Raw genomic sequence first — 14492 nt, 5'->3', positions numbered from 1 at the left:
AGTGGTATCAAGGCAGTCACCTTGAGCACGAATACTATCCGATCAATCATCAATAAAGAATCTGCTGATCGTAACATTCTTGAGAGTCAAATAACTTCATGTGGTGTTGGGAAATCCACCATCACAGGCGACTGATGCGCCGAGAAAAAGCCCCTGACTAGACGCCAGTAGGCCATTCCAGTGCTTGCAAAACTAGGGGAACCCGAGGGAAAATCTAATATTTTGAAAATAAGAAGAGAAACTAACACATTGATTTTACTGGCGTCCCTGGCAGGATTCGAACCTGCGACCTGCCGCTTAGGAGTGGGATGAGCCGATAAGCCGGATTGTTGGCTTTCAGATAGGCGCGCTAGCCTAACAGCTTAAGCCGTTTGACGGTCAGATCTCCGTCCACGGCAATTACGCCCCCCGAGCAAGGCCTCTAAGCTGCGATCTACCACCAACAGATCACCATGGTGGATGCCATTACCGGTCATGGAGACCCTTCTGCACACACGTATGTTGGCCCTGCAAGCACCGCGTTGGATAGCAGGGGCAAGGTGAAGGTGTTTACTCGTCACGGCTAATAAAGAGACAGACAACTGCATCGAGAAGTTCACTCGAAAGACCGTTTATTTATCCAAAATAAGCAAGTGATAGTTGAGTACAAGCACTAACATGACGCACCAAACTTAAAAACACATAAAATCGCATAATTTTACATTTCAAAAGGGCAAACAGTTAAACAGCTCACCTTATTCCTCCTGTTAGGTAATTTTCATACCAGACAATAGGAAGGACAGATGACAGACACGAATGAAACCCAGTACCAACAGCTGCTGCGCCGGAACACTGTTTTAGAACGTTGCGGCATGAGCACGTCGACGCTGTATAGGTTGATGGATCAACAACAATTCCCGCAGCCGGTAAGGATTGGAGGACGTGCGGTCGCGTGGGTTGAGAGCGAGATCAACGAATGGATCGAAAAACGGATCGAGGAGCGAAATAGCGCCGCATAAGACTACAACTTGGCACGTCTCATTGATAGGCGTGCCTATATTTTTATCATCTACCTGGGATTAAAGCGCAAGCTGCGCTTGAACTCGGAGAGTAACCCGTGCATATACAGTTAGAAGTATAATTCACCTCACGATGAAAAGGCTTATACCTCACCATCAATGATTCTCACAGGAGGCAACATGTCCGTCATATTGCAGGTTCATTTCCCTTTTAATGGCCCTTTCGGTGAAGAGATGACCAATGCCATGACAACCCTGGCAGAAAGTATCAATCATGAGCCCGGCTTAATTTGGAAAATCTGGACAGAGGATGCTGATCAGCAGCTGGCAGGAGGAATCTATCTATTCGACACCCGTATCAATGCCGAGGCCTATTGCGAGATGCATACCGCACGATTAGGAGCAATGGGAGTGACCGGCATCAAAGCAGTCATTTTAGATGCGAATACCGCTCTCTCGACCATCAACAAAGGGCCTACTGATCCTAGTTATGAGCAAGAAAGTGCACCTGAGTTCAAAGCACAAAACCTGCTTTGAACTCATACCTATCTGCTTGCACTTCTGCAAACGCGACCTCGATACATCATTTATTTCTAATTAAAATGATTGACGCACACAGGCGATTGGATTCCGTTATAGAGCACACAAGCGGAACGTGGCGTTAACGTTGTTGATATGCAAGCTTGTTAAGTTCAAAAAATATTAGTTATTTCTAGAATATAGTGCATGGGCAAAAAATTAATTGGGTGAAAACAGCACCGAAACAAAAAAATTACGCTGTAGGCCGCATGGTCAAAAAGCCAGCAAAAAAGGGGGCATATATGGGGGCATATACTAAAAATACAACTCAATTATATTTTTATAAAACAATACCTTAATACAATTTTTAACGGGACGCCGCCTCCACCACCTTATTAAGCAAATCAAGCACCTACGGGTGCTTTTTTTTGTTTCTGCCGTCTGAAATAGACTTGTTTAGGCATAGCTTGGTCAGCTTTTTGGTATGCGACCGATGAACACACCTTCCGCTGAACAACGATTTCCTTGACGGTAGATGTCCACCTATTTCTTAGTGGACACTCCCATGACCGAATTAAGCGTGTTGGAAGCGCCTTGCAAGCGCCGCCGTTACAGTCCAGAATTCAAATCCTCGTCGCTGGGCGTACTGGACGGCGACGAAGTAATTTATATTGCCCGCTCTTCAGCTCCCCACCGGCTGGTGGCCATTACCTTATCAACAGGGACTCAGCTGCCGGCGGCCTATACTTCCATGGGGCGCATACTGCTAGCCCAGTTATCTGATGGTGAACTCGATGATTATCTGGAAGGTGTGAAACTGACGCCGTATACCGACAAGACCCTTAACCGCCGTGGCGACCTGAAAGCGGCCATTTTAACCGCACGGCAACAGGGCTATGCCATTGTCGATCAGGAATTCGATTCCGGGCTGCGCTCAATTGCCATTCCCGCCTTCGATACTGAGGGCAAGTTGCTGGGTGCTCTGAACATCAGTACCGATGCCGCCCGAGTCGATATGGATACCCTGCTGGACAGCTATTTACCGCTTCTGAAAGAAAAAGCCCGGCAGATACAGTTATCTGTCAGTTCCTGATGTGGCTTCGTAGCTACAATTTCCTTCACTACTTCGGCGCAAATTATTCGCTCTTTTCTGCGGGTAGCGGCTTTACAACCTTTGGACATTGATCTGCTACAATCATGCAATGACTTTTATTGCGTTTTCTACCAGTGACTTCGCTGTAAGTGAGCGTCTGGAGGCTGCACAGGAGGTTTACAGTGCAATCTCACAGGTATCGTTATTGACGCGTCGCAACCAAGTACCGCATGTTGAGACACGCATCAGGCTTTTACCTGGGGTATCAATTGCTAATGTGACGTCCTCCTCCTTGCGGGCAGCACGCGAGTCACCCCAGGTGGTTGATGGCAATGATGATATTACCTTTCTGATTCACCCTGGCGGTGAAGGCGGCTGGCTATCTCATCTGAAGTCCCACGATTCGTTGGCGCTGAAACCAGGCGGTGCACGGCTTGTTTTCAATCATCAGTCTGGCAGCGTTGATTTCTTCGGCGAAAGAACCAACTTTCTCAGCATTGCCTTTCCGCGAGCGCAGCTCGGCCCACTGATCAAGCAGATGGATCACCTGCCTAAAAACCTGCTGCCACCTAGCGAACCCTTACATCACCTGACCCGCCTTGCGCTCTCGCTGACCGCTTGCTCGGATGCGCTGGAAGTGTCGTCAACGCTATCTTATAGCCGTCAAATGCTGGACCTGGCCTGCCTGGCACTGATGGCCAAGCGTGATGCTGCCATGCATGCCCGGCGTGGCAGTTTAAGAGACGCACGCCTGAGAGCCATCAAATCAGATATCAAGCTACATGCACGGTCATCGCTGTCATTGGATCAACTGGCATCCCGGCATGGTGTCTCTCCCAGCTATATTCGCGCCCTGTTTAGCAGCCAGGGCACGTCCTTTACGGATTACCTACTTGAACAGCGGCTACAGCTTGCCTTTGCCATGCTGACCAACCCTAACGCCAGACGCCGCTCAATCAGCGAGATTGCTTTTCAATCTGGCTTCAATCACCTCTCCTGGTTTTACCGTGCGTTCAGAAACCGCTTTGGCTGCGCGCCCGGTGAAGCACGCGCAGCCGCTGATGGCTGTTCCTGAATTCAGGCAATCAATAAACCTTGCCAATGTAGCGCTGAGTGGAAGTCCTGTTTCAAAACCTGAAGCACACTGGCTATTCATTACGGTTAATGATCTAGGTGGTTAGTGTGGATACTGACTATAGCAGTTCGGATGAAGGCTTCCTGATGGGCATCGAGCAGGCATTTGCCGTACTTGAGGCGCTGCCTGACCCCGCTTTTGTGCTGACACGTCAGGGAAAATACGTGGCTGTCTTTGGCGGTAGAGATGCCCGTTACTATCATGATGGCAGTGGCCTGGTGGGGCTAACGATTGCCGATATCATCAAACCTGAAAAGGCCGACTGGTTTCTGGCACAGATTGAGCAGGCGCTGGCATCGAGACAGCTACTGATCACCGAATACGAACTTGATGGTTATGACGTAAAAGGCTTGCCTGATAAGGGGCCAGCGCAGCCGATATGGTTTGAGGCGCGTATCCAGGCGCTGGATTTTCGCGTGGATGGTGAACCGGTTGTTTTATGGGTTGCCAGCAATATCTCAGAGCGGCGCCGCTATGAGCTAAAGTTAAAGGAACTGGGCGAAACCGATCAGCTCACCGGACTTTATAATCGTCGCAAAATGGAGCGTGAACTGACCTTCCAGTTTGAGATTTTCAAACGTCACTCAGTGCCCACTTCGATTCTTATAATGGATCTGGATAACCTTAAACACGTCAATGATACCCAAGGGCATCATCTGGGCGACGGATGTTATTGAGTGTCGCTGACATATGCGCGTCAGAATCACGCAAGACAGATACGGTCTGCCGTTTTGGCGGCGATGAGTTTGTTTTTGTGCTTGCCAATACGGAGCATGATTATGCCCTCCAGTTTGCAAGGCGACTTCAGCGCTGTCTGAGGCAGAAACTGAAACGTTTTCAGCTGGATGACGTGGCAGTGACGGCCAGCATGGGCGTTACCGCCATGGCATCAAGCGATGAGAGCCATGAAGAGACACTCAAGCGCGCCGACAGCGCCTTATACAGGGCAAAGTTCTTGGGCAAAGACAGGACTATTCCCGCTTGAAGCAATCTAGGCCAAAGCTACTACACGGTTTCTACCCGTCTGCTTGGCTTGGTAGAGGGCGTCATCTGCTTTTTGACCAGCTCAAAAGCACTGTTGAAACCTTCGCTTGGCTTGCCCGCCGCGACGCCGAAACTGGCCGTTACTTTTTTGATTGGGGAGCCTTCATGAGCGATATCAAGCGCCTCCAGGCTATAGCGGATACGTTCAGCAATCGCTGCGCCTGACGCCTGGTCGCTATCCTGAAGAATGATGATGAACTCTTCTCCGCCATACCGCGCGGCTATATCGTTACCTCGCCGAGCATGCTGTTTTAACACCAGCGCCACTTCTCGCAGGCCTTGATCACCGACCTGGTGCCCATAGCGATCATTAAACGCCTTGAAGTAATCAACATCCAGCATGATAACGGTCAGGCTGAGGTCATTGCGTTGTGCGGTTAACCATTCTCGTGCCAGAATTTCCTCAAAGTAGCGCCGATTGGCAAGGCCCGTCAGGCCATCAGTGCGGGAAAGCTCCTGCAGCTGCTGGTTGGCTTCTTCAAGTGCCTGAGTGCGTTCCTTGACCTTTTCTTCCAGCTCCTCACTAATTTCGCGGTACCTTTCCAGTAGTTGCTGGGTTTCGGCATTTTCTCGCGAAAAACCTCGGAGGCTCTGGATAACTCCTGAAGCTCGTAGCCTGCTTCATGGCCAGGCTTGATGGGCGCCGTTTCTCCTCGGGCAAGACGCCGGAAAACGCCAGCCAAGTTTTCAATCGGCGTGGCAATACTGCGACCTAACGCATAAGAGAGTCCCACGATAAGCAGCAGCATTGTAACGCTGCCAATGAGCGCCAGCACAAACACCTGCTGCTTTTTATAGTCAACGCTTTCCTCAATCGCGAGCATTTCCTGGCGCAGCTCTTCGGCCAGTCGCTCCGATTGATAGAGAATTTCATAGGTTTCCGCCGCCATAACCACATTGACCAGGAAAAGATAACCCCGCGTGCGCTGCACCGCTTCAAGAATCGCCTCCTGATAAGCGAGTATCGACGCATCCATTCTGGGCAAAAGCCCCGCAAAAGCGTCCTCCTGATGCAACGCCTGAAGCTGTCGAATCAACGCCTGGGACTGGCGTACATTGCCTCTGATTTGGCGAATCAGGGCATTGTCAAGTGAATCAAAATAGTCGCGGGCAAAGCCTTCTATCTGCAATAGCGAGGTGCGTAGCCGCTCGACCAGGGCAGCGGATTCTGCGCCCAGCGCCCTGTCAGCAAAGTTATCGATCAGATTGCCATGCAGCTCGGCCTGGGCATGAATTGCCTCATTGGTCAGCTGGTTCTGGCGCTCGCGCTGCCGTTTGACCTCGGCAAACGCCTCCTGAAAGTTATTCAGATGAACGGCCATGATGCCTGCACGCTGGCTGATCGGCGCGCTGGCATCGTCTTCCAGCATAGCAAGCACAGTGTTAGCCTTTTCCAGGGCCAGATCGATCTGATCGGCGGAAAAACGGTCACCTTCCTGTATAAACTTCTCGGACAAACGTTGCAGAATCACCATTTGGGTAGACAGGTCATACCCCAGTTCAACCCGTTCGCTCACCAGATTAAAGCGGCGAAAGTCTGCATAGATATTGCTGATGGCCAGTCCCATGAAAAGCGCCAAGCCTCCACCTACCAGCCCTATCACCATAAAGCCGGCAAAAAGTCTGTTTTTCAGACGCCAATGGGAAAACCGCTTTATGCCAGCAATAGGTCTCTCTATTTGGTTAAGGAGTATTCATAGGTATCCATGACCGTATTCCAGACCGATACCCTTTCGAACCGGGTCTGATAACTTCCTCCCCGGCGCACTTCGCCGGGCACTGCGACTTCTAACCCATCGGTTCCCGGTATCGAATTTTCAGCAGGTTTGCCTTCATACCAGAAGTTCCACTCATCCGCATTGAGGTACTGCCTGGCCTGCTGAGGATTAGCAATATAGTAGCCCTGCCGGGCAATGAAGGCACCCGGCCACCCGGAAAGCCACCAGTTCATAAAGGCGTAAGCAAGCTCCTTGCGTTCTGAATTGACAGCAGATGACAGGCACATAACCCCATACCAGGCTCGGTAACCTTCTTTAGGCGCTGCGTAGGCACAAGGAATCCCCATACCGCGCAAGCGGAAGGCCGCTGGCGAAAACATACTGGAAATATCCACTTCGTTTCTTGCCATAAGATCAACAGAGTGGGGCACCGATGACCAGAAACCGCGAAACTGTCCTTGGCGCTTGTAATCAATCAGGATCTCAAACAGCTGATCGACTTCCTGTCGGCTCATGTTACCGATATCGCCAAACTGCATCAGGCCTTTGCTCTGGGCGGCTAGCGCCAGATCGAACAAACCAATGCTCGGTTCATTGATAATCGCCACCCGGCCACGCTGTTGCTTGTCCAGTAACCACCCCCAGCTTTCGGTTTCATAGGGAATGCCCTCTTCAATAACATCGGTGCGGTAACCGAAGGAATCTACATTATGGGCATAGGGCAGAAAGCTGATTCTGTCCGTGGGCGTGTGCCCCAGGGTGCCATCCGGCTGGGCATACAGCAGCCGGTGAGGTGCATCGCCCTGGCCCACCCGCGCCGCCGGTGAAATCTTGCCGGTTTTGGGCAGATTATTGATGTCTTTCCAGTAGGTCAGGCGCCGAGTGTCTATCGGTCGGATGGTATTGGCCTGCCAAAGTACGCGAATGCTGTTTGTCCATTGCTCATAGAGATCAAAGGCACCTGGGTCTGTCGCTGCCTTCAGCAGCACTTCGGCACTGCCACCGGGATGAAACTCGATGTTGATCCCCAGATCCTGCTCCGCGCGGCGCCTTATGGGTTCCTGAAGCGTGACATGGGTGCCCACAACGCGCAGGGTCGGCGGGCGATTGAGTGCTTTCACAATGGCAGGAAAGCCTGCTGTTCCCAACAGCAAACCGGCTCCCCCTGCTTTAAGCACATCGCGACGTTTCAACAGGATGCTCCCTGATTGTTGTTGTACTGCATCATGCCGGGTTTGAGTTCCTGAATACAAGACATCAATGCAATATCCAGGCACCTACCGCCAAGGCGCCTGCCTTTCAGGAGGAGAAACCACTGCCAGGCAGGTAGAATGCCGGTAACACCCGCTGATGTGGAGCTTATTGCCTGATGCCTTTTCGTTCGCTTGCCTTCAAGCTACCGGCCTATGTGACGGTCATTGTCATTATGGCACTTGCCATCAGCGGCTACCTGATTGACCGTAACCTGCTGGCCTATCATCGCGATGCCGCAGAAAGCACCCTGGCGACCAGCATTCAGCAGATCAACACCACTCTAAATGACATCAGTCATGAAATACACGAAGAAGCCCAGTGGCTGGAGAGCCAAGCCAGAGTTCTCGCGGCCCTCAGCCTGATCCGCGACTTTGAAGACCCGGAAAACTATCAAGCGATTATCTTCAACCCCGAAAAACAGCGTATCGCCGACGATCTGCAAGCCTTAATTCAGAACGGGCGGGCCAACAGCGCCTATGTATTCAGCCATGATAACCAGCTGGTCAGCTATGCCCGCCAGGGGAGCCAGGGGCTTGAGCAGGGCATTGTCAGCTTTGAGCAGGCCACGGCCAAACTGCAGCAGCATACTCGCCACACAGACAGTGACGATCTGCTGTTATTGGCCGAAATTAACGACGGCTGGCAGGCCGTCCAACATCAAGACGGCGACTACCATTTGATTCACGGTGCTCCTTACTATATTCATGTCCATCCGTTAACCCAGCAGAATCAAGCATTGGGCACCCTGGTTCTGGCCTATGCGTTAAGCGAAACGGTTTTCCAGCAGGTGTTGCCCAGCGGCGTTCAGGCTCACCTGATCAATAAGGCCGATGCTCTGAATCAATATAGTGACCAACCTCAACAAATGCTTGAGACGACGTCTTTACTGCATAACGACAGTGGTTTCTGGCAATACCAAGGGTTCGCCAGCCAGTCCGCTATTCCCGGTGCGCTGCTCCACTATCCAGCCAGCCAGTATCATGAGGAACAGCGTATCACCCGAGAAGGGTTGATCATTGCCATGCTGGTGACGGCTTTGCTGATGGTGCCTTTGTCGCTGTGGCGTATCCGGCAGCTTATCCTGACACCCCTGAATCAACTGATGCGTGGCATTGCCACTATTGGAGCCGGCCAGCATCAGCCTATCCGTAGCACCTTTTCTGTGCGGGAGCTGGATCACCTGGCCCAGACCCTGAACCAGATGGCCAGCAACTGCAGCACCGTGAGCAACGCCTGACAGATTATGCCCAGGAAATGGAGCGCTTAACTCAGGTCATGACCCATCACTTTCAGGAACCTTCTCGGCGTCTGATGGTGTTCTCCAGCCAGCTTGAACATGCCCGCCTGGACGACCCGCAGGATCGCCAGGCCGTTGCGTTTATCAACGCTCAGGCAGCCAGGTTAAGCACGCTTGTCGAGGGGGCCAGACACTATTTGGAGATGACCCAAATGCCACCTGAGCTTGCCGCCGTCGACCTCAATGATCTGGTCAACCAACTGCTGAGCGCACCAGCGCTGGCAGACCGCCTCCAAAAGCTGGGTGCGAAGGTGTCCTTCAGCCCTTTACCGATTGTGATCGGGGATCAGCGGCGGCTGTACCAACTTTTCGAGATACTTTTGGATAATGCCTGCCGCTATCATCATGCCGAAAAGTATCTTTGTGTTAAGCTATGGGCAGAAGAACGCCCCGACCACTGGCAGGTGTTCATCCAGGATAACGGAGTAGGCATCGCCCCGAAGCATCACGATCAGGCATTTTCCCTGTTCACCCGCTTGGTGACCGATAGTGAGCAGCCTGGCATTGGCCTGGGGCTTGCCATGGCCCGCCTGATCATGCGCCAACTGGATGGCGAACTCAGTATTAATGACAGCAGCCCGGAAGGCACTACCTTCAGGCTTTTATTTGTAAAAGGTTTAAGCCATGCACGAGGCGCGTAGACAAGGGGAGCACCGAATTCTCCTGGTTGAGGATGATCAGGCCGATGCCTATATCACCCAGCGGGTTTTCAGGGATATCACCCAGCACCTGCATCAAGGCATATCCCTTGAGCACAGCGAAACCGGTGAAAGCGCCCTGGCGCTGCTGGAAGCGCGTCTGGATGATAGCCAGCCTCTACCTGATCTGATTCTGCTTGACCTTAACATGCCCCGCATGGATGGCTTTACGTTTCTGGAACATATCAAGGCTGATCCGCGACTATGTCTGATTCCTGTTGTTGTGCTCACCACCTCCAGTGCGCAGAGCGACATTCGCCAATCCTATGCCCAGGGTGCCGCTGGTTATGTGGTGAAATCGACCAGCATGGATGAATTCACTCACCATATGCAGCGCCTGGCGATCTATTGGTTCGAACTGGTCCAACGGGCAGCCCCTTGAGTTTCAGGACATTATTATGCAAGCACTTGACATTATTTTGATTGAGGATGAAGACGGCGATGCTGGCCTGATCCGCTATAGCCTCAAATTCAGCGGTGGCGAGCACCAGATTACCTGGCTCAAAAGCCTGGAGGCATTGAACCGGCATCTTGAGACGCTTGATGCCGCCGCAGATGTCATCCTGCTTGACCTTAACCTGCCAGATTCCACCGGGCTTGAAACCGTCTCCCGCTGCAAGTCCATGGCGCGCGGCACACCGATCGTGGTACTGACCGGCCATGATGACATGGATTTTTCCCTGAAAGCCCTGGAAGCCGGCGCCCAGGACTATCTGATCAAGAACCAGCTGAAAGCTGAAAACCTGCTGCGCGCCATACGCTATGCCATGGAGCGCCACCAGTTGGAATACCGCCTGCAGCAGTCAGAAGAATTAATGATGGCCGCGATAGAAGGCGGCAACCTGGGGGTCTGGGAATGGAGCCTCAAAGACGATAGCTATTACAACAGTGAACGTCTGCTGGAAAATATCGGGTTTTATTCGGATGACCCTGAACTGCCCGCCTCGGCTTCGCAATGGATGGAACGGATTCACCCGGACGACCAGAGCGCGTTTCATCAAGCCCTCAACGAACACTTTGAGAACCAGGCTAAACGTTACCAGTGCGAATTCCGTTTACAGCATAAAAAGGGCCATTGGGTCTGGCAGTTTGCCTCCGGCCATGTGGTCAGCTGGGATAGCCACGGCAAGCCGGAGCGTATGGTGGGCATTCAACAGGATATTTCCGAACGCAAGGCCATGGAAGAACAGCTGCGCGACCTGGCCATGCATGACTCCTTGACTGGCTTGCTCAACCGGCGCAGCTTCATGAATGCCATGAACAGTGAATATGGCCGAGTCAAACGCCATAAAAACTACTCGGCCAGCATATTGATGCTGGATATTGACCATTTCAAGAAAGTCAACGATACCTATGGCCATGCGATTGGCGACGAACTTCTCAAAGCCTTTGCCACCACGATTGCCGATGAACTGCGCGAAAATGATATCTTTGGTCGTTTGGGAGGTGAAGAATTTGCCATCCTGCTGCCGGATACGCCAGCAGAAGGAGCCATGCAGGTGGCTGAAAAAGTCCGCGCCAGCATTGAGGCCATGCAGGTGGACACCGACGGCCAAGCCCTTGGCATTACCACCAGTATCGGGGTGGATAAATTACGCGCCGCTGATAATCGCCCGGACGGGGCTCTGGCCCGCGCGGATACCGCGCTTTATACCGCAAAGCAGAAAGGTCGCAACCGGGTATGTCAGCAGGCAGATAATGTTAATGAAAACGCTGTAGCCTCTGAGTAAGCCTGGGTTAACCGAGAATATTTATGCGTCCACCGTCTCATCCACCGCCCCTGTTGATCTGGTTCGTTCTGCTTGTTCTGCTCATATTGCCAGCCGTTACCCAGGCGATGCCAACCACCACCTTGGGCGTTTTTGCCTACCGTAACCCCGCGACCGTAGAGGCGCGCTTTACCCCTGTGATCGAAGCCATGCAGTGGGCCTTGCCCGGCCAGGACGTCCGCATGGAGATTCTCTCGCTTGAGGCCTTTGATATCGCTATTGCCGAAGGACGCGTTGATTTCATTCTGACTAACCCGCGCCATTTTCTGGCGGTGCGTCAGGACTATGCGGTCAGCGGTGCGTTGGCGACCCTTAAGCATATTCAGGGTGGACGTTATGTCAGCTCCCTGGCAGGTGTCATCCTGGTACCTGAAGGCTCAACGTTTAAGGGGCTGGAAGATCTGCAAGGGGCGGACATCGGGGTGCCCGGCAAACGCTTTTCTGGGCGGCTTTCTGACTCAGGTCTATGAGCTCGAGCAGAAAGGGTTTGACTCAAAAACCTTTGCCGATTACCGCGAACTGGGTGGCCACGATGCGGTGATCAGCGCCCTGCTTAGTGGCGACGTTGAGGCAGGGTTTGTGCGCAGTGGCATTGTCGAAGACTGGCTTGCCCAAGGGCGCCTGCAGCCGGGCCAGCTATCCGTAATTGAAGCGCACCCAGCAGACCCTTATTTCCCGCTGGTTCACTCCACCCGCCTTTACCCGGAATGGGCCCTGGCGGCCATGCCTCATGTACCCATGGAAGACATTCGCCGGGTCAGTAATGCCCTGCTTCAACTAAACGGCGTACTGGCAAAGAGGAGCAGTCTGTCGCCTTTGACCCGCCCCAGGATTATCTGCCAGTGGAACTGGCCGCCCGCGCTCTGGGCGTTGCTCCCTTTGCGCCCGAAGACTTGACCCTTTGGCAGCAATTAAAACAGCGCTACGGCAAGGGTCTCTGGCTGATGATTGGGCTGACAGTTGGCATCGTGTTGGCAACCCTGCTGCTGTTGATACTCTATTTGCGGACTTCACGCCTTTTCCAGCGCTTCAACGCCCTCTTTTATCATTCGCCCAGTGCCAAGTTGCTATTGCACGTCAACGAAGACGGGTCAACCCTCGTATCGGATAGCAACCTGGCGGCAATTGAGCTTTTTCAGGCTGATAGCAAACGGGATCTGATCGGTAAAGGCATTTTTGATCTTTCCCCTACTTGCCAGGCGGATGGCAGCCTATCCACAAAAACTTGCCGAGGAACTGATGGAGCGCGCCAACGACCAGCCTCAATCATTTATCTGGCAGCTTATTGACTTTAAAGGACAGAAAGTTACCGCCGAAGCCAAGCTGATCAAATTCAACCAGGATGCCTTGGTTGATAGGCTCGACCACGCACCCACTTATCTGGTCGCCCTGCATAACATCACTCAGCAGGAAAAGGATCACGCTGAACTTGAGGCCGAGCGCAACGCCTTGAAAAACATTCTGTGGGGCACCGCTGCTGGCACCTGGGAATGGAACGTCCAGACCGGTGAAACTCGCTTTAATGAGCGCTGGGCCGATATGGTGGGCTATCAGCTGAAGGAGATTTCACCGACCTCTATCGACACCTGGATGGCGTTATGCCACCCGGATGACCTGCCCTATTCCAAAGCCATGCTGGACGAGCACTTTGCCGGCAAACGCGATGCCTATGATGTGGAAGTCCGCATGCGTCACCGCGATGGCACCTGGATCTGGGTGCAAGACAGAGGTCGTGTGGTTGACTGGGACGACGACGGCAAGCCCCTGTGGATGGCCGGCACCCACAGCGATATCACCCCCGCAAAGAGGCCGAAGCCCGCGCCCAGGCGGCCATGGAGCAGACGAGACAGCACGCCGCCCTACTGCCCGGCATGCTTTACCAGTTCTGGCAACACCCGGATGGACGCTGCGCCTTCCCTTATGCCAGCCAGGGCATTGAAGAAATTTATGGATTCACACCAGAAGCGGTACGCGACGATGCGCGCCAGGTTTTCGCGGTCATCGACAAAGATGACATTCAAAGGATTGCCGATTCCATCCAGCGTTCTGCTGAACAGCTGACGACCTGGCGGGTTCATTATCGCATCAATCACCCGCGCGGCCATCAGCTCTGGGTAGAAGGTATTGCCACCCCGGAACGCCTCGACGACGGTAGCACCCTGTGGCACGGTTATATTCGGGATATCACGGAAGAATATGCCACTCAGCAAGAACTGGAACAGTATCGTGCATCGCTGGAGCGTTCCAATAAAGAGCTTGAGCATTTTGCCTATGCCGCCTCCCACGACCTGCGCCAGCCGCTGCGTATGGTCACCAGCTATGCCCAGCTGTTGGAACGCCAGCTGGGTGATGATCTGGACGAAGACACCAGTACCATGCTGCATTATATGCGTGATGGCGCTCAGCGTATGGACAGCATGCTGCTCTCCCTGCTGGATTACTCCCGGGTCGGCCGCAAGGGCCAGCCCATGCAGGTGATGGCGCTCAAGGAGGCCATTGATGAAGCCCTGCATTTTCTGACGCCTGCCATCCAGGAAGCCGGTGCTCATTTCAACATTGACGATGACTGGCCACAGGTTTACGCCAGCCCCGATGAAATGACCCGGCTTTTCCAGAACCTGATTGGTAATGCGTTAAAATACCGTATGCCTGGGCAGGGCGTTGTCATTGGCCTGCACGTCGCGCTCCGACGCCGATGCTCACACCTGGAAGGTGACCGTCAGCGATAACGGCATTGGCATTTCTCCGAAACAGCAAGACCGCCTGTTCAAGGTCTTTCAACGTCTGCATACCCGCGAGCAGTATGAAGGCACCGGGGTTGGCCTGGCGATCTGCCGCAAGATTGTGGAACGCCACGGCGGTGAGATCTGGGTGGAATCCGAGGGTGAAAACCAGGGCAGCCGGTTTATGTTGACGCTGCCAAAACGACATCAAACCGGGATGATTGGTAATGCGCGTATATAGGCG

16 protein-coding genes and 2 pseudogenes are annotated in these 14492 nt (G+C 53.1%); 15 read left to right on the top strand and 3 right to left on the bottom strand.

From position 1 onward, the window contains the following. The first annotated feature begins 782 nt into the window (after positions 1-782). From HLB35_RS13220 to HLB35_RS13200, 5 genes and pseudogenes are all read left to right on the top strand, one after another. On the top strand, positions 783-998 hold the full coding sequence (locus HLB35_RS13220; RefSeq protein WP_171702933.1) for a helix-turn-helix transcriptional regulator: 216 nt from the start codon (positions 783-785) through the stop codon (positions 996-998). A gap of 180 nt (positions 999-1178) precedes the next feature. Further along, complete coding sequence (locus HLB35_RS13215; RefSeq protein WP_171702932.1) at positions 1179-1535, top strand: monooxygenase; 357 nt, start codon at positions 1179-1181, stop codon at positions 1533-1535. A gap of 607 nt (positions 1536-2142) precedes the next feature. Then, positions 2143-2610, top strand: a pseudogene (locus tag HLB35_RS13210) (IclR family transcriptional regulator domain-containing protein); the annotation flags it as partial. A 205-nt stretch (positions 2611-2815) separates the two neighbouring features. Further along, positions 2816-3685 (top strand): helix-turn-helix transcriptional regulator, encoded by an 870-nt coding sequence (locus HLB35_RS13205; protein ID WP_235937195.1) that lies wholly within the window; start codon positions 2816-2818, stop codon positions 3683-3685. A 146-nt stretch (positions 3686-3831) separates the two neighbouring features. Beyond that, positions 3832-4730: pseudogene (locus HLB35_RS13200) on the top strand (GGDEF domain-containing protein). A 20-nt stretch (positions 4731-4750) separates the two neighbouring features. Here the strand turns inward: HLB35_RS13200 and HLB35_RS13195 are convergent. From HLB35_RS13195 to HLB35_RS13190, 3 genes are all read right to left on the bottom strand, one after another. After that, a complete protein-coding gene (locus HLB35_RS13195; protein WP_235937220.1) occupies positions 4751-5224 on the bottom strand; it encodes a diguanylate cyclase in 474 nt (157 codons plus the stop codon). After that, positions 5221-6357: a methyl-accepting chemotaxis protein gene (locus tag HLB35_RS16600; protein ID WP_216601540.1), complete on the bottom strand. Its 1137-nt coding sequence runs from the start codon at positions 6355-6357 to the stop codon at positions 5221-5223. The genes HLB35_RS13195 and HLB35_RS16600 overlap by 4 nt, the downstream gene beginning before the upstream one ends. Positions 6358-6464: 107 nt before the next feature. Continuing rightward, entirely contained in the window at positions 6465-7700 is a 1236-nt protein-coding gene (locus HLB35_RS13190) for an ABC transporter substrate-binding protein (protein WP_235937193.1), read from the bottom strand. A 176-nt stretch (positions 7701-7876) separates the two neighbouring features. Here HLB35_RS13190 and HLB35_RS13185 point away from each other — a divergent pair, with 176 nt between their 5' ends. The 10 genes from HLB35_RS13185 to HLB35_RS16595 are packed head-to-tail and all read left to right on the top strand — an operon-like array spanning position 7877 to position 14489. Beyond that, positions 7877-8998 carry a HAMP domain-containing protein gene (locus HLB35_RS13185; protein ID WP_171702929.1) on the top strand — a complete coding sequence of 374 codons (1122 nt, stop codon included), beginning with the start codon at positions 7877-7879 and terminating at the stop codon, positions 8996-8998. 17 nt (positions 8999-9015) lie between these two features. After that, positions 9016-9699, top strand: coding sequence for a sensor histidine kinase (locus tag HLB35_RS13180; RefSeq protein WP_171702928.1), 684 nt, complete (start codon positions 9016-9018; stop codon positions 9697-9699). After that, positions 9683-10138, top strand: coding sequence for a response regulator (locus tag HLB35_RS13175; RefSeq protein ID WP_171702927.1), 456 nt, complete (start codon positions 9683-9685; stop codon positions 10136-10138). The genes HLB35_RS13180 and HLB35_RS13175 overlap by 17 nt, the downstream gene beginning before the upstream one ends. A 16-nt stretch (positions 10139-10154) precedes the next feature. Next, positions 10155-11486 carry a GGDEF domain-containing response regulator gene (locus HLB35_RS13170; protein WP_171702926.1) on the top strand — a complete coding sequence of 444 codons (1332 nt, stop codon included), beginning with the start codon at positions 10155-10157 and terminating at the stop codon, positions 11484-11486. A gap of 23 nt (positions 11487-11509) precedes the next feature. Further along, positions 11510-11995, top strand: a complete 486-nt coding sequence (locus HLB35_RS17480) for a PhnD/SsuA/transferrin family substrate-binding protein (protein ID WP_235937192.1) — start codon at positions 11510-11512, stop codon at positions 11993-11995. After that, positions 11880-12422, top strand: a complete 543-nt coding sequence (locus HLB35_RS13165; RefSeq protein WP_328731941.1) for a phosphate/phosphite/phosphonate ABC transporter substrate-binding protein — start codon at positions 11880-11882, stop codon at positions 12420-12422. Before HLB35_RS17480 ends, HLB35_RS13165 begins: the two co-directional genes overlap by 116 nt. Continuing rightward, on the top strand, positions 12368-12814 hold the full coding sequence (locus HLB35_RS13160) for a hypothetical protein (RefSeq protein WP_171702924.1): 447 nt from the start codon (positions 12368-12370) through the stop codon (positions 12812-12814). Before HLB35_RS13165 ends, HLB35_RS13160 begins: the two co-directional genes overlap by 55 nt. After that, positions 12765-13586, top strand: a complete 822-nt coding sequence (locus HLB35_RS17475; protein ID WP_328731882.1) for a PAS domain-containing protein — start codon at positions 12765-12767, stop codon at positions 13584-13586. The genes HLB35_RS13160 and HLB35_RS17475 overlap by 50 nt, the downstream gene beginning before the upstream one ends. Next, on the top strand, positions 13469-14254 hold the full coding sequence (locus tag HLB35_RS13150) for a sensor histidine kinase (protein WP_328731939.1): 786 nt from the start codon (positions 13469-13471) through the stop codon (positions 14252-14254). Before HLB35_RS17475 ends, HLB35_RS13150 begins: the two co-directional genes overlap by 118 nt. Further along, a complete protein-coding gene (locus tag HLB35_RS16595; RefSeq protein WP_216601538.1) occupies positions 14193-14489 on the top strand; it encodes a sensor histidine kinase in 297 nt (98 codons plus the stop codon). The genes HLB35_RS13150 and HLB35_RS16595 overlap by 62 nt, the downstream gene beginning before the upstream one ends. Positions 14490-14492 lie beyond the last annotated feature (3 nt).

It is taken from the genome of Vreelandella azerica, from assembly GCF_013112225.1.
Lineage (GTDB): Bacteria > Pseudomonadota > Gammaproteobacteria > Pseudomonadales > Halomonadaceae > Vreelandella > Vreelandella azerica.
This window is presented reverse-complemented; position numbering and strand designations above follow the sequence as displayed.

Coding starts and splice junctions, on each gene's coding strand:
- HLB35_RS17475 (WP_328731882.1), top strand. CDS start 12,765: ATGGAGCGCGCCAACGACCAGCCTCAATCATTTATCTGGCAGCTTATT.
- HLB35_RS13175 (WP_171702927.1), top strand. CDS start 9,683: ATGCACGAGGCGCGTAGACAAGGGGAGCACCGAATTCTCCTGGTTGAG.
- HLB35_RS13180 (WP_171702928.1), top strand. CDS start 9,016: ATGGAGCGCTTAACTCAGGTCATGACCCATCACTTTCAGGAACCTTCT.
- HLB35_RS16600 (WP_216601540.1), bottom strand. CDS start 6,357: ATGGGACTGGCCATCAGCAATATCTATGCAGACTTTCGCCGCTTTAAT.
- HLB35_RS13215 (WP_171702932.1), top strand. CDS start 1,179: ATGTCCGTCATATTGCAGGTTCATTTCCCTTTTAATGGCCCTTTCGGT.
- HLB35_RS17480 (WP_235937192.1), top strand. CDS start 11,510: ATGCGTCCACCGTCTCATCCACCGCCCCTGTTGATCTGGTTCGTTCTG.
- HLB35_RS13170 (WP_171702926.1), top strand. CDS start 10,155: ATGCAAGCACTTGACATTATTTTGATTGAGGATGAAGACGGCGATGCT.
- HLB35_RS13220 (WP_171702933.1), top strand. CDS start 783: ATGACAGACACGAATGAAACCCAGTACCAACAGCTGCTGCGCCGGAAC.
- HLB35_RS13185 (WP_171702929.1), top strand. CDS start 7,877: ATGCCTTTTCGTTCGCTTGCCTTCAAGCTACCGGCCTATGTGACGGTC.